We start from the raw sequence: 22,759 nt of genomic DNA on the forward strand, positions 1-22,759 counted from the left end.
ATAAGCTAAATGGTATTATTGCGAACCTTTATAGCCCATATTCCAAGTAAACCAACGTGCGTCTCTCTTCCATTAAATTGTCGGGATTTAAGTCTTTCGTTGATCCCACCAATTTCCAGGTGCCGGGGCAACTGGTTGGCGTGGTGGGACCGAACGGCTGCGGCAAGTCCAACATCATCGACGCCGTGCGCTGGGTGCTGGGCGAATCGAAGGCGTCCGAGCTGCGCGGCGAGTCGATGCAGGACGTGATTTTCAACGGCTCCACCCACCGCAAGCCGGCCGGGCGTTCGTCGGTCGAACTGGTGTTCGACAACGCCGACGGCAAGGCCGCGGGGCAGTGGGGCCAGTATGCCGAGATCGCCGTCAAGCGCACCCTCACGCGCGACGGCACGTCCACCTATTACATCAATGGCCAGCCGGTGCGCCGGCGCGATATCCAGGACATTTTCCTCGGCACCGGCCTCGGGCCGCGCGCCTACGCCATCATCGGCCAGGGCATGATCAGCCGCATCATCGAGTCGCGCCCTGAAGAACTGCGGGTGTTCCTGGAAGAGGCGGCTGGCGTCTCCAAGTACAAGGAACGCCGCCGCGAAACCGAAAACCGCCTGCACGACACGCGCGAGAATCTGCTGCGCGTGGAAGACATCCTGCGCGAACTGAACAGCAACCTGGAGAAGCTCGAAGGCCAGGCCGCCGTCGCCACCAGGTTCCACCAGCTGCAAGCGGACCAGGAAGAGAAGCAGAAGCTGCTCTGGCTGCTGCGCAAGGTCGAGGCGGAAAGCGAGCAAAAGCGCGTATTCCGCGAGATGGAGCAGGCCCAGAACGACCTCGAAGAACAAACCGCCAAGCTGCGCAACGTCGAGCTGTCGCTCGAACACCTGCGCCAGTCCCACTTTGCCGCCGGCGACCGCCTGCACACGGCACAGGGCGCGCTGTACCAGACCAATGCCGAAATCGGCAGCCTGGAAGCGCAGATCAAGTTCGTGATCGAATCGCGCAGCCGGCTGCAATCGCAGCTGGCCACGCTCACCGCCCAGCGCGACCAGTGGCAGCAGCAAGCCACCGAATATGGCGGCCAGATCGAGGAAGCGGAATTCACGCTCGAAGAGCTGGGCGCCAAGGTGGAAGAGGCGCAGATGCGCGCTGAACAGAAGGCCGAATCGCTGCCGCTGCTCGAACAGGCGTGGCGCGCCGCGCAGGAAAAAAGCACGCAGTCGCGCGCCCGCATCATGCAGGCGCAGCAGCAGCTGGAACTGGAATCGGCGCACCAGCGCAACGCCAGCAATATCCTGGGCAGCCTGGCCGTGCGGCGCGAACGGCTGCAACAGGAAAAGCACGGCCTGAGCCTGCCCGACAGCGCCCATCTGAGCAACCTGCGCGAGCAGCAGGAAGAGCAGCAATATCAGCTCGAAGAACAGACCGGCTTGCTCGAAGAACTGACCGCGCAGCAACCGGCGCTGGAACAGGAACGCCGCGACGCCCAGCAGCAAGTCAATGCCGAGACTGCCGCCAACGCCCAGCTGGAAGCGCGTCTGAACGCGCTGCGCCAGTTGCAGGAACGGGTGCAGACCGAGGGCAAAGTCACGCCATGGCTGCAAAAACACGAACTCGATACCTTGCCGCGACTGTGGCAAAAGCTGCATATCGAAGCCGGCTGGGAGACCGCGCTGGAAGCGGTGCTGCGCGAGCGCACGTCGGCGCTGCAACTGTCGAATATCGACTGGGCCAAGGCCTTTTTTGCCGATGCGCCGCCGGCCAGGCTGGCGCTGTACGCGCCGTCGTCCAGTGCGCCGCCAGCACCGGTGGACGCTTCGGGCCTGGCGCCGTTCATCGATTTATTGAAACTGAACGATCCCGGCCTGCGCGGCCTGCTGCAAGACTGGCTGCACAGTGTCTACCAGGCGCCCGATGTGGCTACCGCGTTTGCCGAGCGGGTCAAACTGCCGCTGGGCGGCAGTTTCGTCACGCCGCAGGGCCACGTGATCAACGCGGCCAGCGTGCGCTTTTACGCAGCCGATTCCGAGCAGGACGGCATGCTGGGGCGCCAGCAGGAAATCGAGAACCTCACGCGCCAGCTGCGCGCCCAGCAGATGCTGGCCGACGAGGCGCGTGCGCGCGCCGTGCGCGCCGAAGCAGCGCTCAGCGCCCACACGCGCGCGCTCGGTGACGCCCGCGTCAAGCTGCAAAGCCTGCAGCAGTCGGTGCACAAGCTGCAAATCGAAGTGGTCAAACTGTCCGAGATCGAAGCGCGCTTCAACCAGCGCAGCACGCAGATCGCCGCCGACCTGGCCGAGATCGTCGCGCAGGAACAAGAGCAAACCCAGATCAAGCTCGAGTCGGAAGAAAAGTTCGAGCAGCTCGACATGGAACTCGGTAACCTGCAAGGCGAGCACGAAGACGGTCAGACCGTGTTCCTGGAACAGGAGCAGCGCCTGGCCGACGCCCGCGACGCCGCGCGCGATCTCGAACGCGCCGCCCAGGAAATCGCCTTTGCCGAGAAAACCCACCGCAACAAGATCGAGGAACTGCGCCGCGCGATTGCCACCGCCACCGCCCAGGTGGTGCAGGTGACCGACAGCATGGAGGCCGGCCACATGGAACTGGCCAACCTCGATTCGGGGGCTGCCAACGACGGCTTGCAGGACCTGCTCGATCGCCGCACCGACCAGGAAAAAGCCTTGTCGGACGCGCGCCACGAATTGGACCAGGTGGCGCAGCAGATGCGTGCCTTCGAGGAAGGGCGCATGTCCACCGAGCGCGCGCTGCAGCCGCAGCGCGACAAGATCACCGAGCTGCAACTGAAGGAACAGGCCGCGCGCCTGAACCAGGAGCAGTTCGCCGCCCAGCTGGCCGAAGCGCAGGCGGACGAAGCGGCGCTGTCCCAAAAACTGCATCCGGACATGAAGGCGTCGTACCTGCAAGGCGAGGTCACGCGCCTGACCAACGCCATATCGCTGCTGGGCGCGGTGAACCTGGCGGCGCTCGACGAGCTGGCCACCGCCTCGGAGCGCAAGAATTTCCTCGACGCGCAGAATGCCGACCTGATGGAAGCGATCGCCACGCTGGAAAATGCGATCACCCACATCGACAAGGAAACCCGCGACCTGCTGCAAGATACGTTCGACCGCGTCAACGGTCATTTTTCCGAATTGTTCCCCATCCTGTTCGGCGGCGGCCAGGCCAAACTGATCATGACCGGCGACGAGATCCTCGACTCCGGCGTGCAGGTCATGGCGCAGCCGCCGGGCAAAAAGAACGCCACCATCCACCTGCTGTCCGGTGGCGAAAAAGCGCTGACGGCAACCGCGCTGGTGTTCTCCATGTTCCGCTTGAATCCCGCGCCATTCTGCCTGCTCGACGAGGTCGATGCGCCGCTGGACGACGCCAACACCGAGCGCTTTTGCCGCATGGTCAAGCGCATGTCGGAACATACCCAATTCCTCTTCATCTCGCACAACAAGATTGCGATGGAGATGGCCAATCAACTAATCGGTGTGACGATGCAGGAGCAGGGCGTGTCGCGCATCGTGGCGGTGGACATGGAGTCCGCCGCCAACTTTGCAACTGAGGTACAAGCAGCATGACAGATCTCCAACTGAGTTTGATCGGGCTCGCGGGCGTGTTCGTCGCCGGCGTTTTCACCTATAACAAGATCCAGGAATACAAGGCCAAGAAAAGCGTGGAACGCGCGTTCGGCACCGATCACGACGACGTGCTGATGCGCGATCCAAATGCGCCCAATGCATCGTCGGCGCCTTCCTATGCGCAGAATCCGGTGCCTGCCGCGCCGGTCGCGCCAGCCCCGGTGCGCGCTGCCGCTCCGGTCACTGCGCCAGGACTCGATCCCGCCGTGCGCCAGGAACCAAGCTTCTCGCTCGACGAGCCGGTGTCCGATACCCCCGGCGTGGCAGGCGCCGAAGCCACCGCGTCGGCTGCCGCCCTGGGCGCCGTACTGAGCCCGGTTAGTCCAGCAGGCCCGGCTTTGCCGCCGATCCCTGAATTCACCATCGACCCGGTCGCGCCCGGTGCACCCGAGCCGGACGAGGACGAACTGGCCGCCCGCGCCAACGCCGCTGCCGCAGCGGCGGCCGAGCAGGCCACCGCGCTGGTCGATCCGTTGATCGACTGCCTGCTGCCGCTGGCGCTGGAAGCCCCGCTGCGCGGCGACAAGCTGCTGCCGGTGCTGCAAACCCTGCGCATGGTCGGCAACAAGCCGCTGCACTACATCGGCCTGGCCGTCTCCGGCGACTGGGAACCGATCGCTTACGGTGGCGTGTACACCAGGCTGCAAGGCGGCATCCAGCTGGCCAGCCGCAGCACTGCGCTGAACGAACTCGAATACTCGGAGCTGGTCACGCGCCTGCGCGCCATGTCCGACGAAATCGGCGCCGAACCGGAAGTGCCGGACATGATCGAAGTGATGGCCGAAGCGCGCAACCTGCACCGCTTCGTCGCCAGCCACGACGCCCAGCTGGGCGTCAACCTGCACACCAATGGCGCACCATGGGCGATCAACACCCTGATCGGCGCACTGGAAAAGCAGGGCTTCGATCTGCGGCCGGACGGCCGCTACGTGATGCCCGACGGCGACGGCGGCTTCCTGTTCTCGCTGTCCACCAACGTCACGCTGGCCGAGGAAACCACGTCGCGCCTGACCCTGCTGCTCGACGTGCCCTGCGTGGCGCCCGCGCGCGACGGCTTCGGCGCCATGATCGCCTGCGCCAAGTCGCTGATGGGCCGCCTGGACGCCACCATCGTGGACGACTACAACCAGCCGCTGTCCGACGCCGCCCTGGCCGAAATCGCCAAGCAGGTGCAGGACTTCTACACCGAAATGAATGACGCCGACATCCCGGCCGGTTCCACCCGCGCCATGCGCCTGTTTAGCTGAGCCGAGTAACTGCAATGACCGAAGTGGATTACCAAGCACGCATCGCCGCACTGAGCGCGGAGCTCAACCGCCACCTGCACGCCTACCACGTGCAGGACGCGCCCACCATCCCGGACGCGGAGTACGACAAGCTGTTCCTCGAGCTGCAGCAGCTCGAGCAGGATCACCCTGAACTGGTGCAGCCCGATTCGCCCACCCGGCGCGTGGGCGCGGCGCCGCTGCCGCAGTTCGACCAGGTGACGCACTCGGTGCCGATGCTGTCACTGAGCAATGGGTTCACCGACGAGGACATCGAGAACTTCGATCGCCGCGTGCGCGACGGTCTCGATACGTCGGCCGAAGTGGAATACGCAGCTGAAGTCAAGTACGACGGCCTGGCCATCAACCTGCGCTACGAGAATGGCCTGCTGGTGCAGGCTGCCACCCGTGGCGACGGCTACACCGGCGAAGACGTCACCGCCAACATTCGCACTATCAGCGTGATCCCGCTGCGCCTGGGCACCGACAAGCCACCGGCCGTGCTGGACGTGCGCGGCGAAGTGCTGATGTTCAAGGGCGATTTCGCGGCCCTGAACACGCGCCAGCGCGAGGCCGGCCAGAAGGAATTCGTCAACCCGCGCAACGCGGCGGCAGGCAGCCTGCGCCAGCTCGACTCGCGCATCACGCGCCAGCGCAAGCTGCGCTTCTTCGCCTACGGCGTCGGTTTGCTGGAAGGCGCCGACATGCCGGCCTCGCACAGCGCGTTGCTCGAGTGGTACCAGACCATGGGTCTGCCGGTGGCCAAGGAAGCGGCCGTGGTGCGCGGCTACGACGGCTTGATGGAGTATTACCAGACCGTCGGCGCTGCCCGTCCGACCATGCCCTACGAGATCGACGGCGTGGTGTACAAGGCCAACCGCCTGGAAGACCAGCGCACGCTCGGTTTCGTCTCGCGCGCGCCGCGCTTTGCGCTGGCCCATAAATTTCCGGCCGAGGAAGCGCTGACCACCGTGCAGGCCATCGAAGTGCAGGTCGGCCGCACCGGCGCCATCACGCCGGTGGCGCGCCTGGCCTCGGTGTTCGTCGGCGGCGTCAACGTTACCAACGCCACGCTGCACAACGAGGACGAAGTGCGCCGCAAGGACGTGCGGGTGGGCGACACCGTGATCGTGCGCCGCGCCGGCGACGTGATTCCGGAAGTGCTGTCGGTGGTGCTGGAGCGCCGTCCGCAACCCGAGCCGCCCATGTACGTGCTGCCCAAGACCTGCCCGGTCTGCGGCTCGCACGTGGTGCGCGAGGAGGGCGAGGCGATTGCCCGCTGCTCTGGCGGCCTCACTTGCGCGGCGCAGCGCAAGGAAGCGATCCGCCACTTCGCCGGCCGCCGCATGATGGACATCGAAGGCCTAGGCGACCGCTACATCGACAACCTGGTCGAACACGGCAAGGTCCAGCGCGTGGCCGACCTGTACGCGCTCACGCTCGACGACCTGCTGGAAATGAAGCGCCTGGCCGATGAACGCGACGGCACTACCCCGGAGACAGTGGCCAACGGCAAGGTCGCCACCAAGTGGGCCGAGAACCTGCTCGAAGCGATCGAAGCGAGCAAGAACCCGCCGCTGGAGCGGCTGCTGTTCGCGCTCGGTATCCGCCACGTGGGCGAATCGACCGCCAAGACCCTGGCCGAGTGGCTCGGCCGCTTCGAGCTGGTACGCCGGGTGCCGGCCGCGCTGCTGCGCGTGCTGCCCGATATCGGCGGCATCGTCGCCATTTCGATTGCCGAGTTCTTTGCCGAACCCAAGAACCAGGAAGCCATCGATGCGCTGCTCGCTGCGGGCGTTGCGCCCAAGGGCGAACACGCGCCGAGCGCCAAGCTGCGCGAAAAGCTCGAGCCGGTCAAGCTGATGGCCGCGCTGGGCATCCCCAAGTTGACGGAACCGCGCAGCAAGCAGCTGGTCGAACAGGAAGTCTCGCTCGACGTGCTGGCGCACCTGACCATCTACAACGTGTTCGGCCTGCCGGCCACGGTGTCCGACGCGCTGCAAGCCTGGATGGACGTTGCCGCCAACCGCCAGCAAGTGAAAGCGCTGGCCGCATTGCGCGAGGACTTGCTGGCGCAATTGCCGGCCACGGTGGCCAGCGAGGGCCATTTGACCGGCAAGACCTTCGTCCTGACCGGCACCTTGCCCACCATGGGCCGCGACCAGGCGGCAGAGTTGATCGAAGCCGAAGGCGGCAAGGTCTCCGGTTCGGTCTCGAAAAAAACCCACTACCTGGTCGCCGGAGCGGATGCCGGCAGCAAGCTGGCCAAGGCCCAGGAGCTGGAAGTGACCATCCTCGACGAAGCAGGCCTGCTGGCGGTGCTGGCGGCAAAATAAAGGAAGCGTAATGGCAGTTCGTGAAATTTTGAAGATGGGCGATCCGCGCCTGCTGCGCGTGGCCGAACCGGTCACCGAGTTCGACACGCCGGCCATGCGCGAGCTGATCGCCGACATGTTCGACACCATGCATGATGCCAATGGCGCCGGCCTGGCCGCGCCGCAGATCGGCGTCAACCTGCAACTGGTGATCTTCGGCTTCAAGCAGAACCTGCGCTACCCGGACGCGCCGCAGGTGCCGGAAACGGTATTGATCAATCCCGTGCTCACACCTTTGTCCGACCAGATGGAAGAGGGCTTCGAAGGCTGCCTGTCGGTGCCGGGCCTGCGCGGCAGCGTGCCGCGCTACACGCGCCTGCGCTACGAAGGCGTGGACCAGCACCGCCAGCCGATCCAGCGCGAGGTGGACGGTTTTCATGCGCGCGTGGTGCAGCACGAGGTCGATCACTTGCTGGGCATACTGTACCCGGCGCGTATCACTGATTTTTCCAAATTCGGCTTCACGTCGGTGATGTTCCCGGATCTTGACTCCAACGACGACGATTAAGCATGGCGATGACATTCAATGAATTTGTGAAGCGACTCGTCGCCAAGCCACAACCGGACGGCCGCCGCGTGCTTCAGCCATTGGCCCCGTTCGGTCCCGCTTACCTGGTGTCCGAGCAACAGTGCGCCGTCCGTGGCTGGCTCCAGCTGCTGCTGTTCGCAGGATGGATCGTCGGGATGGAATGGGTTCCGCTCGAGGACTCGCTGCTCAATATACTGGTCTACCTCGCAGCTTGCCTGGTCATCAACACGGTTATCTCTTTATTGTGGAGCATCGGTTTACCACGCACCCAGGTGCGTATCACCGAAGACCAGAAGCGCGCCGGGCTGATCGAGCACGGCAACCGTGTTGGTAACGGCATCAGAAACATGGCGATCTTTTTGTGGATCCTCACGGCGCTTGACGCTGCCATGTATCTGTACCAGGGCGACTGGTTTAGCGCCGTGCTCGGTACCGTAATATTAGGCGGCATTGCGGCAGTCCTCACCTGGCATCACGGCCTGTTACGCAAAGCCAGGGACGGCAAACCGCTGTAGGACCAGCGCTACTCTGGCTTGGCCACTGCCGCCACGGCCCCATCCTCCGGCATCAACACCATCTCCACGTAATTCTTGCGATCGAGGTAGCGCCGCGCCGCTGCCTTGATATCGTCGGCAGTCACCGCGTTGATGCGCTGGTCGATGTTGAGGATCTCGTGCGGGTCCAGCCCTTCGAGCACGTTCAGACGCAGGTAATTCATCCAGTAGCCGTTTTCACGAAGCGCCCGGCGGTAGGTCTGCAGCCTGGCCTGTTTGACCTTGTCCAGGTCGCCGGCCTGCGGGCCGTCTGCCTGCAGTTTCTCGATCTCGCCCCACAACGCCGCTTCCACCCTGGGCACCTTGTCCGGGGTGGTCGGCAACACGATGGTGGCGCCATACTGGCCGCGCGGGATCTTGTCGTACCGCACGCTCGAGCCGCCCGAGTAGATCAGCTTTTGCTGTTCGCGCAGCTCGTCGTTGATGCGGATATTGAGCACTTCGTTCAGCAGGCCGAGTGACCAGGAGTCGGCGTAGGAATACGTGGTGTCGCCGCCGAAATCGACGATCACGGTGCTCTTCTGTTCCAGGCCGGCTTTTACCTCGCGCCGCACCACGCCCGGCCCCTGGCGGATGCCGGGGTCGCGGTAAGTGAGCGGCACCTCGCCCACCGGCAGCGTCGCCACGTACGTCGCCAGCAGCGGCTTGATCGCCTCGATCTCGAAGTCGCCGACGAAGATGAAGGTCATGCCCTTGACGCTGGACTGGCGCGCGCGCAGCAGGTCGAAACTGCGGTCGAGGTTGATCTTCTCGTAGTCTTCCGGTGTCGGCGGCAGTTCGAGCAGCGGATGGTTGCCGTACACGGTCCTGGCCCGCGCCTCGGCAAAGCGCGCTTCCGGCGCGGCCGAACGGTTGCGCACGGCTTCGGCGCTGCGCACAACGTAGGACCGGAACAGCTTTTCGTCGCGGCGCGGTTGGGTAATGGTCAGATAATTCATTTGCAGCACCGCTTCGAGGTCGCCGCTGCGGCTGCCACCGCTCAACTGGTCGGCGTACAAGCCCATGGTCGCGCTGTACGCCAGGCCTTTGCCGGCCAGTACGGTCTGCAGGTCGGACGGGCTGTACGAGGCCACCCCCATCGCCTTCTGGACGTCGCTGGCAAAGCGCACGGCAGCCTTGTCGGCGTCGCTGTAGGCCGTGCGGCCACCGGGACGCACTGCCAGCATCTGCACCATGTTCTTGCTGAAGTCGGTGGGCTTGAGCAGTACCTTCACGCCGTTCGATAGCGTCAGGGTAGTGACGCCGGTGGCCTTGTCATCGATCTGGGCGGTAATGCTGCCCGGCGCGGGTTTGCTGCTCATCAGGTCGTTCGGCAGCGCCTTCTCCACCAGCTTTACGACCGGCAGCTTGCTGGCTGCCTCGGCACGCGCCAGCAGGTCGGCGCCGGTGGGGGCTGGATGGCCGTCGGTCACACTGTTGGTGTTCGCGGTGTACAGCACCAGCTTGGGCGCCGTGGCCGGGATGACGCTTTGGGCGTAGGCGTTGATTTCTTCGATGGTAATGGTGGGCAGCAGTTCGTGCGCATATTCCGCCTCCTTTTCTACCCCGGGCAGCGGACCGCCGGTGCGGAAGTGGCGTATCAATTCGCCCGGGATGGCGGCCGAATTGCGGGTTGTGCGCGTCTTCACCGCGGAGTCATAACTGCCCAGCATGGTGCGCTTGGCCGCGTCGAGGTTGTCCGCAGAAAAGCCGAACTGCCGCACCCTGGCGTTTTCCCGCACCAGCGTGTCGATCGAGGCATGCACGCCTGCCTTGCCCACCATGGCGCTGGCCGAGTAACTGTAGTGGTTCACGCCGAACGGCAAAGCGGTCTCGCCGGAAACGCCGCCGACAAACGCCGGCCTGGCCGTCTGCGTCAGGCGGCCCAGGCGCATCGCCATCAGCTGGCTGAACAGGCGCCGCACCAGGGCGTCGCGCAAGTCGCCGACCGTTTGGCCCGGTGTGCGGGTATAGGTGGAGTAGATCAGCTGGACGTTATTGGCTGGCGCTTCCTGGTCGAGGAAGACCAGCGCCTCCGGCGCACCGAGCGGCGGCACCGGGTAAGCGACATTCGGACGCGGCTTGGCCGGCATGGTCAAACCGCTGAAATGGCGCTTGACCATCTGCTCGGCCTCGACCGGGTCGAGATCGCCGACCATGATCACGGCCATCAGGTCGGGGCGATACCAGTCGGCGTAGAAGCGGCGCACGGCATCTGCCCTGGCGTGCAGGATCGAGTCCTCGGTGCCGATCGGCAGCCGGTCCTGGTAGCGCGAACCGTTGGCCAGTTTCGGCAGCACGGCGGCCAGGCTGCGCCGGGCGTAGCCGCTGCGCAGGCGCTTTTCTTCGAGCACGATCTGGCGCTCGTCGTCGATATCCTGGTCGGTGAGGGTCAGGCCGTGGGCCCAGTCTTCCAGCACCGTCATGCCTTGCTCGAGGTTTTCCGGTTTGTCGGTCGGAATCGGCAACATGTACATGGTCATGTCGAAGCCGGTGGTAGCGTTCAGGTCGGCCCCGAAGCGCACGCCGATCGAGCGCAGGTAGGCGATCAGCTCGTGCTTTTTAAAATGGGTGCTGCCGTTGAAGGCCATGTGCTCGAGCAGGTGAGCCATGCCGCGCTGGTCATCGTCCTCCTGCACCGAGCCGGCATTGACCACCAGCCGCAGTTCCACGCGCTGGGCCGGCTTGGCGTTTTTCTGGATGTAGTAGGTCAGACCATTATCGAGCTTGCCGATCTTGACGCTGGGGTCGAGCGGCAGCCGGTCGGTGAGGACCGGCGCCGCAACTGCCAGCGCCGTCATGGCCAGCAGCACGCCGGCGAGCAGGGCGGACAAGCGCAAATGTTTGGTCATGCGAATTCCTGTAAGTGAGGTCTCTCAGACTGTAAGCGAGAAATATCCTTTCGGCAATGCGCAGCCGATCAACTGCTTGAGAGAAAGGCAACTCCCGCCGTGGCTGACAATCACCAGACGTGTTTGAAGTCGATCAGTTCGCTTCGGACTTCAATGCATCAAGCTCGGCGATATCGGCGCTTGCAGCGCCGAGCTTGCGGGTTCGGGTGCAGCCACTTGCATACAGCCGATTGCCGGCGGTGGTCGCGTAAATCAGGTAACTTTTTCCAACCTCGTATTGGTACTCGGTCGAGACGATGTAATCGGTGCCGTCGGCATCCCTGGGGATCATGGTGTGCAGCGTGACCTGTTCGCTCGGCGTTCCTTTCCACCAGGTGCCGGTACTCAGTTTAACTGTCTGAAACTTTCTGCCGTTGGCCTGCTGAGCGTCCGCCGGAACGTATTCGATCGCGGTGACCTGGGCGGTGAAGACTGCGCTGCTGTCATGCATGGCCGAGCCTACGACCGTTTTATGATTGGCCGATGCAAAGCCCGGCCTGACGTTGCAGGCTGCCGCGGCAGCGCCGCTTGCTGTCACGATGGTCAGGGCGGTTGCGAGGTTGATCAGCGATGGGATCTTCATGTGTCCTGGGTGGCGAATTGGCAGTGCAGCCAATCATACACTTCAGATAACACCATGGGTGCTATTGCAGACACGGTGATGGCCAGCTTGAGGCCAGGCAAGCTAAGGCTGATCCGGGATATCCGCCAGCAGGTCGCGGGCATTGAGCAGCGCATAAACAATCTCGGGATGCTCGGCGAGGCAGCGCCGCACTGCCGCCGGCAATATCTCGCGGGTGCGGCGGCACAGGCCTTGCTGCTCGGCCAGCTTGATGTTCAGGCCCCGAACGGTGCGCACGCCGTTGGCGCTGGGTGTGATGGTGAGCCGGATGCCCAGCAGGTCGTACAGGCGCTGCTCGATACGGTTCAGCGCTTCGTAGCTGTCGATGGCTTCGATGCGCGCGACCAGCGCTTTTTCTTCGTCGCGCGTCAGGCGCAGGATGCGGATATCGGTGGCCGGGTCACGCTCCCAAGCGTCCAGCAGCTCGCCCTGGCGGCATTCACATGCGCCGGGCGGGCATTCCTTGCGGATCGGGAAGGGCAGGGCTGGGGGCATGGTCGGCAGCGCGCGGCGATCGAAAAGCCGATTCTAACCCGAACGCGGGCCGCCCGAACGCGCATCACCCGATCCGCGCTCAGTCCCATGCAATCATGCGCTACGACTGCAAGCGCCGCTGCAACAGCGCCAGCACGGCAGCTTCTTCTGGCCGCAGCGCGTGCACGTCGTCCTGCAACTGCTGCTGCGCGCGCTTGCGCAGCGCGGTCTTCATGGCACCACTGAGGTAGGTCTCGATGACGGCCGGGTGCACATAGCACTTGCGGCAAATGGTCGGCGTATTGCCGAGCTTTTTTGCCACCGCTTCGATCGCGGCCACCACGTTCTTCTTGGCCTGCACTTCGGAATCGAACTTTTCGTATTCGAGCAGTGCCACCGCCGCCAGCACCGTGCCCGACCAGGTGCGGAAATCCTTGGCGGTATAGTCTTCGCCGGCGATCGATTGCAGGTATTCGTTCACATCGGCCGAGCCGACCGTGTGCGGGTTGCCATCGTCATCGACGTACTGGAACAGGTCCTGGCCTGGCAGGTCGAGCGTGCGGCGGATGATATTGGCCAGGCGCCGGTCCTGTACCTGCACCGAGTGGTTGACGCCGCTCTTGCCGCGGAAGCGGAACTCCACTTTGGTGCCGTCGAGCCGCACGTGGCGTTCGCGCAGCGTGGTGAGGCCGAACGACTTGTTCTCGCGCGCATACTCCTCGTTGCCGATCCGCATCATGGTCGCTTCGAGCAAATAGACGATGGTGGCCAGGACTTTTTCGCGCGGCAGACCCGGCAGCTTGAGCGACTCGTCGACGGCGCGGCGGATTTTCGGCAGGGCCTTGCCGAAGCTGAGCATGCGTTCGTACTTCGACTCGTCGCGCACGGCGCGCCACTTGGGATGGTAGCGATACTGCTTGCGCCCGCGCGCGTCGCGGCCCGTGGCTTGCAGGTGGCCGTTGGCGTGCTTGCAGATCCAGACGTCCTGGTAGGCCGGAGGAATCACGAGCGACTTGATGCGCGCCAGCGTATCTTCGTCCTTGACAGTGGCGCCGTCCGCATCGACGTAATAAAAAGTTTTGCCGCGCTGCTTGCGGGTGATGCCGTGCTGGTCGTCGTGCACGTAGCGCAGGCCGGCCGATTTCGCGGCGGCCGGCGCATCGGCCACGCCGCCCGGTACTTCAGGTAGTTCGTCGCGCTTCATTGCTGTCCTCTGGCGTCGTTTAGCAGTATCGGAACGATGCTACTCCCGGCGCTGGCGGCGTGTTGTGCGCGAACGCACCGACCCCACCCAGAGTATGTAGCGCCAGACAAAGCTTTCAGCGCAAGGCGCAGCGACGAAGACAGTACGAATAGTACGGCGAGGAGCTGCAACGAAGCGCTGGAGGCTTTGTCTGACGCTACTCGAGGCTTTTTAAACGTTGGCCCATGATGCCCCACTTGCGCGGCTCGCCGTCCACGGTGCCCACCAGCGCCCAGCCGGTGCCGATCTTGACCACGTCGATCGGGCACTCGAGTTCCTTGGCCAGCTTTTCGGCCCAGCCGCGCGCGGCGCCCTGGCCCTTGAACAGTTCATTACCCTCGTAGATCACGGTGGCGTCAAACACGGAGGCGGCAAATATGGTCATGGCGGTTCCTTCAAAGTGAAGGCGGTATTTTGCCACGCCAGGGCCGCCATCGCCACTGCCATGGTTGCGACAAGTATGTATTTATGGCAACATCCGCCACCTTGCCACCGGACCCTCCTCATGCACCGACCCCCTGATTGCCATCGCACTTGCCGTTGCTACCTCGCCCGGCCATGCTGCCGCCACCCCGCCGGCGACAGCCAGCGCCGACGCCAGTGTCGAGTTTGCCAAAGGGTTGCGTCGGCAGGCGCAACAGCTGGCCGGGCCCGAGGCGCCGCCGGACGACGTACGGCGCGCGGTGGCGCTGTACCAGCAGGCGCTCGATTACCTGGCCGGGCCGGCGGTCAGGGAACGTGCCGACGGCAACCGGTCGCTGATCTACGAGCAGCTCAATCTCGAGCTCTCGCAGGCGATGGCGTACGCGAAGCTCGGTCAACAGCAGCAGGCGCTGGCGGTGCTGGATCGGCTGGCCAACCTGGCGTGGGCGCCAGCCATCGAACGCGCGCTGGCGCACGAGGACTTCAACGCACTGCGTGACGAGCCGCGTTTCAAGGCGCTGCAGGCGACCATGAAGCTGCCCGGACAAATCTACAATACGCCGGCCATTGCCACACCCTGGAAGCCGGTGCTCACCACGGCAGAAAAAGTGGCGGGCCTGTCGCTATTCTGGGCCGAGGCCCGGCGCAATTTCGTCTATTTCGACCATGTGCCGCAACTGCAGTGGGACCAAGTCTATATGGACTACCTGGCCAAGGTGATCGCCGCGCCCACCACCGAGGATTACTACCGCGTGATGCTCACGCTGGCGCCGCTGCTGCAGGACGCCCATACCGACATCCGCGCGCCGGAGCCACTGGCGTCGGTGCTGTACGCGCCGGCGCCGTTGAATACGGCGCTGATCGAGGACAAGGTCATCGTGCTGCACGTGGGCGACGCCGGCGTGGCGGCGCGCATCCACCGTGGCGACGAAGTCGTGTCCATCGACGGCGTGCCGGTGCGCCAGTACGGGCGCGAGCGCATCGCGCCCACGATAGGCGGCAACACGCAGCGCTACCGCGACGCGCGCACGTTCAACTACCAGTTGTTCGCCGGCGACGCTGGGCGGCCGGTCGTGATCGGGCTGCGTGCGCCCGATGGCGCCGAGCGCACCGAAACGGTGGCCCGCTCAGGCTTCGGCAGCGTGCCGCCCGGCGGCGGTTTCAAAATGCTCGACGGCGGCATCGCCTACATCGCGCTCGACCAGTTTGCAGACGATGGCGACATAAAAGCGTTCGAGGCGGCGCTGCCACAAATTCTGGCCGCGCAGGGGCTGATCATCGATGTGCGCCGCAATGGCGGCGGCAATGGCGCGTACGCCGTGCAGGTGCTTTCGCATCTGACCCGCTCACCGATCAAGTTCATGGACAGCATGACCCGCAACGACAACGTCATCGAGCGCGCGCAGGGCAACCCCATGATCGACTGGAGCCGCCGCAGCTACGAATGCCGGCAGCCGCAACAACAGGTGTTCGACGGTCGCGTTGCCGTGCTCACCGGCGTGGACACGCTGTCCGCCGCCGAAGACTTCACTGCCATGTTCAGGATCATGAAGCGCGGCGTCGTCGTGGGCGAAACCACCGGCGGCAGCACCGGTCAGCCGCTCTCGCTCTCCCTGCCCGGCGGCGGCTGGGCACGGATCTGCGTCAAGCGCGACGTGTATCCCGACGGCTCCACCTTTGTCGGTAAAGGCATCGCGCCCGACCTGGAGGCGCCGCAAACCGTGGCAGACCTGCGCGCGGGGCGCGACCTGGCGCTCGAACGCGCTGCCGCCGTACTGCGCCACCCATCGGCGCGCGGCGGCCAGGTTGCGTCACCACCACTACGTTAATTGACGTATTCCCCGACCTGACCCCGCTGGCTAATCTTGCAACATGTCAAAGGCGCAAACCCTTTGATGAACGAGCAAGCAATTCAAGACTAGCCAAAACAAGGGGAATCGAATGGGTCGTGTAGCGAAGAATAGCCGCAGCAGCGGTAGCAGCGGTAGCAGCTTGTTGGCGGTGGCCGCCCTGGTGGCCGGCGCCTGCGCCGTGGGCCAGGTCCACGCCGGCGCCACCATCAAGATCGACGACGAAAAGTCGGTCTCCGTGGGCTTCGGCCTGCGCGAGAGCTACACCTCGCTTGACGACGGCGCGCCTGGCGGCGGCAAGCGCTCCAGCGATTTCAATCTCGACAGCGGCCGCTTGTACTTCGGCGCCACCCTCAACAAGAACATCAAGGGCATGTTCAACACCGAGTGGGACGGCGACAAGATCCGCGTGCTCGATGCCGCCGGCCAGTTCGCCATTTCTCCCGAACTGAATATCTGGGCCGGCCGCCTGCTGTCGCCGTCCGACCGCGCCAACATGGCCGGTCCGTACTACTCGCTGGGCGGCGGCTACTGGGCCGGCGTGGCTTCGCGCTACGGCTACAACGGCGGCATCTTCCGTGGCCGCGACGACGGCGTGGTCGTCTGGGGTAATGCGGCCGACGGCAAGCTTGGTTACTCGTTCGGCGCCTTCGAAGGCCACACGCTGGGCATCGGCACGCTGACCCAGTCGCAGGCCAACGCTGCCGGCGTCAAGGCCGACGACGCCCTGATGTATGCAGGCCGGGTGCAGTATGACTTCTGGGATGCGGAACCGGGCTACTACGGCACCGGCAACTACCTGGGCAATGCCGACATCCTGTCGATCGGCGTGGCGGGCCGCTACCAGAAGGACGGCATCCTGACCGTGGCGCGCAGCGGCAAGTACAGCTCGTACAACATCGACTTCCTGATGGAGAAGCGCTTCAAGGGTTCGGGCGCGGTCGCCATCGAAGCCGCCTACTACGACTACGACACCGACAACATCGTGCTCTCCGAGCAGGGCAAGGCCTATTCGGCCGGCGCCTCGTACATCTTCGAGCAGAAAGCCGGCTGGGGCAAGCTGCAGCCGTTCGCCCGCTTCCAGAAATTCAACGCCGACACCAACATCGACACCAAACAGGTCGACGCGGGCGTGAACTACATCATCGACGGCTACAACGCCCAGGTGAGCGCGGTGTACTCCAAGACCAAAGTTACCCGTGCCGGCGACGCCGACAAGTTTGCCGTCACCCTGCAACTCCAATACTAATCCCTCATTTTCGGAGCCCGACCATGCAAAACCACCTTCGCACCCGCCGCACTTTCATCGGCGCCATGACCCGCATCGCCGCCGCCACCTCGCTGGTGGCCGTCGGCAGCCTGTTGCCAGGCCTGGCCCAGGCCGCGGACACCATCAAGATCGGCATCCTGCACTCGCTGTCCGGCACCATGGCCATCTCGGAAACGTCGCTCAAGGACGTGGCGTTGATGACCATCGACGAGATCAACGCCAACGGCGGCGTGATGGGCAAGAAGCTCGAAGCGGTCGTCGTCGATCCGGCCTCGAACTGGCCGTTGTTCGCCGAAAAGGCGCGCGGCCTGATTGCCCAGGACAAGGTGGCAGCCGTCTTCGGCTGCTGGACGTCGGTCTCGCGCAAGTCGGTGCTGCCGGTATTCAAGGAACTCAATAGCCTGCTGTTCTACCCGGTGCAGTACGAGGGCGAAGAACTGGAAAAGAACGTGTTCTACACCGGCGCGGCGCCGAACCAGCAGGCCATTCCCGCCGTGGCCTACTTGATGAGCAAGGAGGGCGGCAGCGCCAAGCGCTTTGTCCTGCTGGGCACCGACTACGTGTACCCGCGCACGACCAATAAAATCCTGCGCGCCTACCTGAAATCGAAGGGCGTGAAGGACAGCGACATCGAGGAGGTGTACACCCCGTTCGGCCACTCCGACTACCAGACCATCGTCGCCAACATCAAGAAGTTCTCGGCCGGCGGCAAGACGGCGGTCATCTCCACCATCAACGGCGACTCCAACGTGCCGTTCTACAAGGAGCTGGGCAACGCCGGCATCAAGGCCACCGACGTGCCGGTGGTGGCGTTCTCGGTGGGCGAGGAAGAACTGCGCGGCGTCGATACCAAGCCGCTGGTCGGCCACCTGGCGGCCTGGAACTATTTCGAGTCGATCAAGAACCCTGTCAACGCCGACTTCATCAAGAAATGGAAAGCGTACGCTGTGGCCAAGAAGCTGCCGAACGCCAAAACCGTGGTCACCAACGACCCGATGGAAGCAACCTATGTCGGCATCCACATGTGGGCCCAGGCGGTAGAAAAAGCCAAATCGACCGACACCGACAAGGTGATCGCGGCGATGGCCGGCCAGACCTTCAAGGCGCCGTCGGGCATGACCCTGACCATGGATGCGACCAACCACCACCTGCACAAGCCGGTGTTCATCGGCGAGATTCGCGGTGACGGCCAGTTCAACGTGGTGTGGAAAACCCCGGGCCCGGTACGCGCGCAACCGTGGAGCCCTTACATCAAGGGTAACGAGGCCAAGCAAAAACTGTAAGGCGCTGTAACTGGCGGAGTGGGCAATGTCAACTGCTGCGGCTCTGCCCAAACCAACGGAGCACGCAGCATCATGGCTGCGCGCTCCGTCATCCCCGCGCACGCGGGATCCATGCCGAGCATGATTTCCCCCACCAGGAAGCACCAAGTGAAAAAACTCCTATTCATCGCCTGTCTGCTGTTGTGCGGCGCGGTACAGGCAGCCATTGCCCCCGCGCTGCTGGCCCCCCTGGCCGGCGACGACTTCGACCCCAAGCTCGACGCCATCGCCAAGATCGGCGCGCTCGCCAACGACGACGCCACCCGCCTGCTCACCGCGCTCAATAACGACGCGCTCTACAAAACCGCAGACGGCCGCCTGCTGATCGTCACCGACGACCAGGCCTACGACCCCGCCACCGACAAGACCGGCCCCATGCCCGAGGGCCTGGACGGCGTGATGCTCAACAACCGCCTGCGCGGCGCGGTGGAAGAGGCGCTGTCCGCGCTCAAGCTGTTTTCGAAAGACCGCGCCGAACGCGCCGCCGCCGTGGGCGAGCTGCTAAAAAGCGTGACCTACGCCCAGGCCCCGCTGATCGACAAGGCGCTGGCCGCCGAACAGGATTCCGCCATCCGCGAGCAGCTGCAACTGGTCGCCGCCACCGCCAACCTGCAGTCGCCCGACGCCGCGCGCCGCAAGGCTGCGGTGGAAGCGCTGGCCGGCAGCAGCAACGCCAGCCTGCGCCCGTCCCTGGAGGCGATGCAGGGCAAGAACGACGACGGTACTCCGGTGGAACCCGACCAAGCCGTGCGCGTGGCCGCCGCCAAAACCCTGGCGGCGATCGACAGCCGCCTGGCCCGCACCGAATTCCTCGGCAATGTCTTCTACGGCATATCGCTCGGCAGCGTGCTGCTGCTCGCCGCCCTGGGCCTGGCGATTACCTTCGGCCTGATGGGCATCATCAACATGGCGCACGGCGAGCTGCTGATGATCGGCGCCTACACCACCTACCTGTGCCAGATGGCGTTTCGCCACTCCTTCCCATCGGCGGTGGACGCCTATCTGTTCGCCGCGCTGCCGGCCGCTTTCCTGGTGACGGCGGCCGTGGGCGTGGCGATGGAGCGCACCGTGATCCGCTGGCTGTACGGCCGGCCACTCGAAACCCTGCTGGCCACCTGGGGCATCAGCCTGATCCTGATGCAGACCGTGCGCACCATCTTCGGGGCGCAGAACGTCGAAGTGGCCAACCCCGCCTGGATGACCGGCGGGGTGACCGTGCTGGGCAACCTGGTGCTCGCGTACAACCGCATCGTCATCATCGGGTTCTCGCTGGTGGTGGTGGCCGGTGTCTGGCTGATCCTCAATAAAACCCGGCTCGGCCTGTTCGTGCGTGCCGTGATGCAGAACCGTCGCATGGCCGGCTGCGTGGGCGTGTCCACCGCCAGGATCGACATGATGACCTTCGGCCTCGGCTCCGGCATCGCCGGTCTCGGTGGCGTGGCGCTGTCGCAGCTTGGCAACGTCGGTCCCGACCTGGGGCAGGCGTACATCGTCGATTCGTTCATGGTGGTGGTGCTGGGCGGCGTGGGCCAGCTGGCCGGCACCATCATCGCCGCCTTCGGCCTCGGTGAAGCCAATAAATTCTTGGAGCCGTTTGCCGGCGCCGTGCTGGCCAAGATCGGCATCCTGGTCTTCATCATCGTCTTTATCCAGAAACGCCCGCAAGGCCTGTTTGCCCTGAAAGGCAGGAGCGTAGAATGACATCCCCATCTCTTTTTTCCAGGCAGGCCTGGGTCGGCATCGTCGTGTGCTGCGTGGTGCTGGCGGCGCTGCCGCTGTTGAATCTCTTCTTTGCCGACGGCCACCCGCTGCATGTGCCGAGCTACATGGTGAGCCTGATCGGCAAATTCATGTGCTACGCGCTGGCCGCACTGGCGCTGGACATGGTGTGGGGTTACGCCGGCATCCTGTCGCTGGGCCACGGCGTGTTCTTCGCGCTGGGCGCCTACGCCCACGGCATGTACTTGATGCGCGCCATCGGCCACGAAGGCAGTTACGCCAGCGACCTGCCGGACTTCATGGTCTTCCTCGACTGGAAAACCTACCCGTGGTTCTGGGCCGGTACCGACAGCTTCTGGTACTGCCTGGCGCTGGTGGTGCTGGTGCCGGGCGTGCTGGCCTTCGTGTTCGGCTACTTCGCCTTCCGCTCGCGCATCAAGGGCGTGTATTTTTCCATCATCACGCAGGCCATGACGTATGCGTTCATGCTGCTGTTCTTCCGTAATAACACCGGCTTTGGCGGCAACAACGGTTTCACCGACTTCAAGCGCATCCTCGGCTATTCCATCAGCGCGCCCGGTACCAAGGCGGTGCTGTACCTGGTCACGCTGGCCGCGCTGCTGGGCGCCTTGCTGCTGTGCCGCGCCATCGTCAAGTCGCGCCTGGGCCGGGTGCTGCAGGGCGTGCGCGATGCGGAGTCGCGCCTGATGTTCATCGGTTACAACCCGCTGTGGTTCAAGCTGTTCGTCTGGACCTTGTCGGCAGTGCTGTGCGGGATTGCCGGTGCGCTTTACGTGCCGCAGGTGGGCATCATCAATCCGTCCGAAATGTCGCCGTCCAATTCGATCGAAATGGTGATCTGGGCCGCTGTCGGTGGCCGTGGCACGCTGCTCGGACCCATCGTCGGCGCGTTCTCGGTCAACGGCCTGAAAAGCTGGTTCACCGGCGCCTTCCCGGACCTGTGGCTGTTCGCCCTGGGCCTGATCTTCATCCTGGTGACCATCTACCTGCCGCAGGGACTGGCGGGACTGACCGCGCGCTGGCGCAAGGAGCAAGCATGAGCATCGTTGACACCGCGCCGGACGTAATCGGCGCCCAGGGTCCGTCGTACGGCCGCGTGGCCGGCCACGGCGTCGATACCAGCCACGGCGCCATCCTGTACCTGGAAGAGATCACGGTGATGTTCGACGGCTTCCGCGCCCTCAATAGACTGTCGCTCGATATCTCGGTTGGAGAACTGCGCTGCATCATCGGCCCCAATGGCGCCGGCAAGACCACGATGATGGACGTCATCACCGGCAAGACCCGGCCCACGACTGGCACCGCGTTCTTCGGCCAGACCATGGACCTGTCGCGCATGGCGGAGCACGAAATCGCCCACGCCGGTATCGGCCGCAAGTTCCAGCGGCCCACCGTGTTCGAGCACCACACGGTGTTCGAAAACCTCGAGCTGGCGATGAAGGCCGACAAGCGCGTGCGCCCCACGCTGTTTGCGCGCCTGACGTCGGAGCAGAAGGGCAAGATCGACGAAATCCTGCGCCTGATACGCCTGAACGGCAGCGAAACCCGGTTGGCCGGCCTGCTGTCCCACGGCCAGAAGCAGTGGCTGGAAATCGGCATGCTCCTGATGCAGGAGCCGCAACTGATCCTGCTCGACGAACCGGTGGCCGGCATGTCCGACGCTGAAACCGCGCGCACCGCCGAACTGCTGAACGAATTGCGCGGCAAGCATTCGATCATGGTGGTTGAACACGATATGGGTTTCGTCACCGAGATCGCCCGGCAGGGCGTGGTGACGGTGCTGCATGATGGCTCGGTACTGGCGCAGGGCACGATGGCGCAAGTGCAGTCCGATGAACGGGTGATCGAAGTCTATCTCGGACGCTGAAGGGAATAACGATGCTGCAAGTGGAAAATATCAACCAGTACTACGGCGCCGCCCACACGCTGCGTGGCGTGTCGCTGGAACTCGAGCGGGGCAAGTGCATGGCGCTGCTGGGCCGCAATGGCGTGGGCAAGACCACGCTATTGAAATGCCTGATGGGCGTACTGCCGGCGTCCAGCGGTTCGGTCAAGCTGGAAGGGCGCGACATCACGCGCCTGGCGCCGCACCAGAGGGCGCGGGCCGGCATCGCCTATGTGCCGCAGGGCCGCGAGATTTTCGCCCGGCTGACGGTGGAGGAAAACCTGCTGATGGGCCTTGCCACGCACAGCGGCAAGAAGGCCAGCGCCATCAAGGGCGAGGTGTACGAACTGTTCCCGGTGTTGAAGTCGATGCTGCATCGGCGCGGGGGCGATTTGTCCGGCGGCCAGCAGCAGCAGCTGGCAATCGCCCGCGCCTTGCTGGCCGAACCGAAACTGATCATTCTCGATGAGCCGACCGAGGGCATCCAGCCGTCGATCATCAAGGATATCGGCAACGTTATCCGGCTGCTGCGCGAACGCGGCGACATGGCGATTTTGCTGTGCGAGCAGTACTTCGACTTCGCCCACGAGCTGGCCGACCAGTTCATGGTGCTCTCGCGCGGCGAAGTGGTGGCGGCCGGCGTGCAGGCGCAGATGGGCGACCCCGAGGTCAAGCGCCACCTGGCGGTTTAAC

At 64.4% G+C, this 22,759-nt stretch carries 17 protein-coding genes; 12 read left to right on the forward strand and 5 right to left on the reverse strand.

Going from position 1 to position 22,759, the window contains the following annotated elements:
• Positions 1–56: 56 nt before the first annotated feature.
• From smc to J2X54_RS04875, 5 genes are read left to right on the forward strand one after another with little or no spacing between them, the layout of a single operon-like run.
• On the forward strand, positions 57–3,584 hold the full coding sequence (smc, locus tag J2X54_RS04855; protein WP_310178518.1) for a chromosome segregation protein SMC: 3,528 nt from the start codon (positions 57–59) through the stop codon (positions 3,582–3,584).
• Positions 3,581–4,891 carry a cell division protein ZipA C-terminal FtsZ-binding domain-containing protein gene (locus J2X54_RS04860; protein WP_310178521.1) on the forward strand — a complete coding sequence of 437 codons (1,311 nt, stop codon included), beginning with the start codon at positions 3,581–3,583 and terminating at the stop codon, positions 4,889–4,891. The genes smc and J2X54_RS04860 overlap by 4 nt, the downstream gene beginning before the upstream one ends.
• A gap of 14 nt (positions 4,892–4,905) precedes the next feature.
• Positions 4,906–7,245 carry an NAD-dependent DNA ligase LigA gene (gene ligA / locus J2X54_RS04865; RefSeq protein ID WP_310178525.1) on the forward strand — a complete coding sequence of 780 codons (2,340 nt, stop codon included), beginning with the start codon at positions 4,906–4,908 and terminating at the stop codon, positions 7,243–7,245.
• 10 nt (positions 7,246–7,255) lie between these two features.
• Entirely contained in the window at positions 7,256–7,792 is a 537-nt protein-coding gene (gene def, locus J2X54_RS04870; protein WP_310178527.1) for a peptide deformylase, read from the forward strand.
• 2 nt (positions 7,793–7,794) lie between these two features.
• Positions 7,795–8,328: a hypothetical protein gene (locus J2X54_RS04875; RefSeq protein WP_310178531.1), complete on the forward strand. Its 534-nt coding sequence runs from the start codon at positions 7,795–7,797 to the stop codon at positions 8,326–8,328.
• 8 nt (positions 8,329–8,336) lie between these two features.
• Here J2X54_RS04875 and J2X54_RS04880 read toward each other — a convergent pair whose 3' ends face one another.
• From J2X54_RS04880 to J2X54_RS04900, 5 genes are all read right to left on the reverse strand, one after another.
• A complete protein-coding gene (locus J2X54_RS04880; RefSeq protein ID WP_310178534.1) occupies positions 8,337–11,198 on the reverse strand; it encodes an insulinase family protein in 2,862 nt (953 codons plus the stop codon).
• Between the two features lie 133 nt (positions 11,199–11,331).
• Positions 11,332–11,820: a hypothetical protein gene (locus J2X54_RS04885; RefSeq protein ID WP_310178536.1), complete on the reverse strand. Its 489-nt coding sequence runs from the start codon at positions 11,818–11,820 to the stop codon at positions 11,332–11,334.
• Between the two features lie 102 nt (positions 11,821–11,922).
• Positions 11,923–12,354: a hypothetical protein gene (locus tag J2X54_RS04890; protein WP_310178538.1), complete on the reverse strand. Its 432-nt coding sequence runs from the start codon at positions 12,352–12,354 to the stop codon at positions 11,923–11,925.
• Positions 12,355–12,454: 100 nt separating this feature from the next.
• Entirely contained in the window at positions 12,455–13,537 is a 1,083-nt protein-coding gene (locus J2X54_RS04895) for a DNA topoisomerase IB (RefSeq protein WP_310178543.1), read from the reverse strand.
• 196 nt (positions 13,538–13,733) lie between these two features.
• The gene (locus J2X54_RS04900; RefSeq protein ID WP_070249609.1) at positions 13,734–13,961 is read right to left on the reverse strand and encodes a hypothetical protein; all 228 of its coding nucleotides are present in this window, start codon (positions 13,959–13,961) and stop codon (positions 13,734–13,736) included.
• A 64-nt stretch (positions 13,962–14,025) separates the two neighbouring features.
• Between J2X54_RS04900 and J2X54_RS04905 the strand changes: the two genes are divergently transcribed.
• The 7 genes from J2X54_RS04905 to urtE all read left to right on the forward strand — a co-directional run bounded on the left by J2X54_RS04905 (position 14,026) and on the right by urtE (position 22,758).
• Positions 14,026–15,828, forward strand: a complete 1,803-nt coding sequence (locus J2X54_RS04905; protein ID WP_310178548.1) for a S41 family peptidase — start codon at positions 14,026–14,028, stop codon at positions 15,826–15,828.
• A 112-nt stretch (positions 15,829–15,940) separates the two neighbouring features.
• Entirely contained in the window at positions 15,941–17,098 is a 1,158-nt protein-coding gene (locus J2X54_RS04910) for a porin (RefSeq protein WP_310178550.1), read from the forward strand.
• Between the two features lie 65 nt (positions 17,099–17,163).
• On the forward strand, positions 17,164–18,402 hold the full coding sequence (urtA, locus tag J2X54_RS04915; protein WP_404990890.1) for an urea ABC transporter substrate-binding protein: 1,239 nt from the start codon (positions 17,164–17,166) through the stop codon (positions 18,400–18,402).
• A gap of 120 nt (positions 18,403–18,522) precedes the next feature.
• The gene (urtB, locus tag J2X54_RS04920) at positions 18,523–20,142 is read left to right on the forward strand and encodes an urea ABC transporter permease subunit UrtB (protein ID WP_404990891.1); all 1,620 of its coding nucleotides are present in this window, start codon (positions 18,523–18,525) and stop codon (positions 20,140–20,142) included.
• Positions 20,139–21,221 carry an urea ABC transporter permease subunit UrtC gene (urtC, locus tag J2X54_RS04925; RefSeq protein WP_310178556.1) on the forward strand — a complete coding sequence of 361 codons (1,083 nt, stop codon included), beginning with the start codon at positions 20,139–20,141 and terminating at the stop codon, positions 21,219–21,221. The genes urtB and urtC overlap by 4 nt, the downstream gene beginning before the upstream one ends.
• Positions 21,218–22,048 carry an urea ABC transporter ATP-binding protein UrtD gene (urtD, locus tag J2X54_RS04930; protein ID WP_310178558.1) on the forward strand — a complete coding sequence of 277 codons (831 nt, stop codon included), beginning with the start codon at positions 21,218–21,220 and terminating at the stop codon, positions 22,046–22,048. Before urtC ends, urtD begins: the two co-directional genes overlap by 4 nt.
• 11 nt (positions 22,049–22,059) lie before the next feature.
• Complete coding sequence (gene urtE / locus J2X54_RS04935) at positions 22,060–22,758, forward strand: urea ABC transporter ATP-binding subunit UrtE (protein WP_310178560.1); 699 nt, start codon at positions 22,060–22,062, stop codon at positions 22,756–22,758.
• The last annotated feature ends 1 nt before the right edge of the window (position 22,759 follow it).

This window comes from Duganella sp. 3397, assembly GCF_031456625.1.
Lineage (GTDB): Bacteria > Pseudomonadota > Gammaproteobacteria > Burkholderiales > Burkholderiaceae_D > Rugamonas > Rugamonas phyllosphaerae.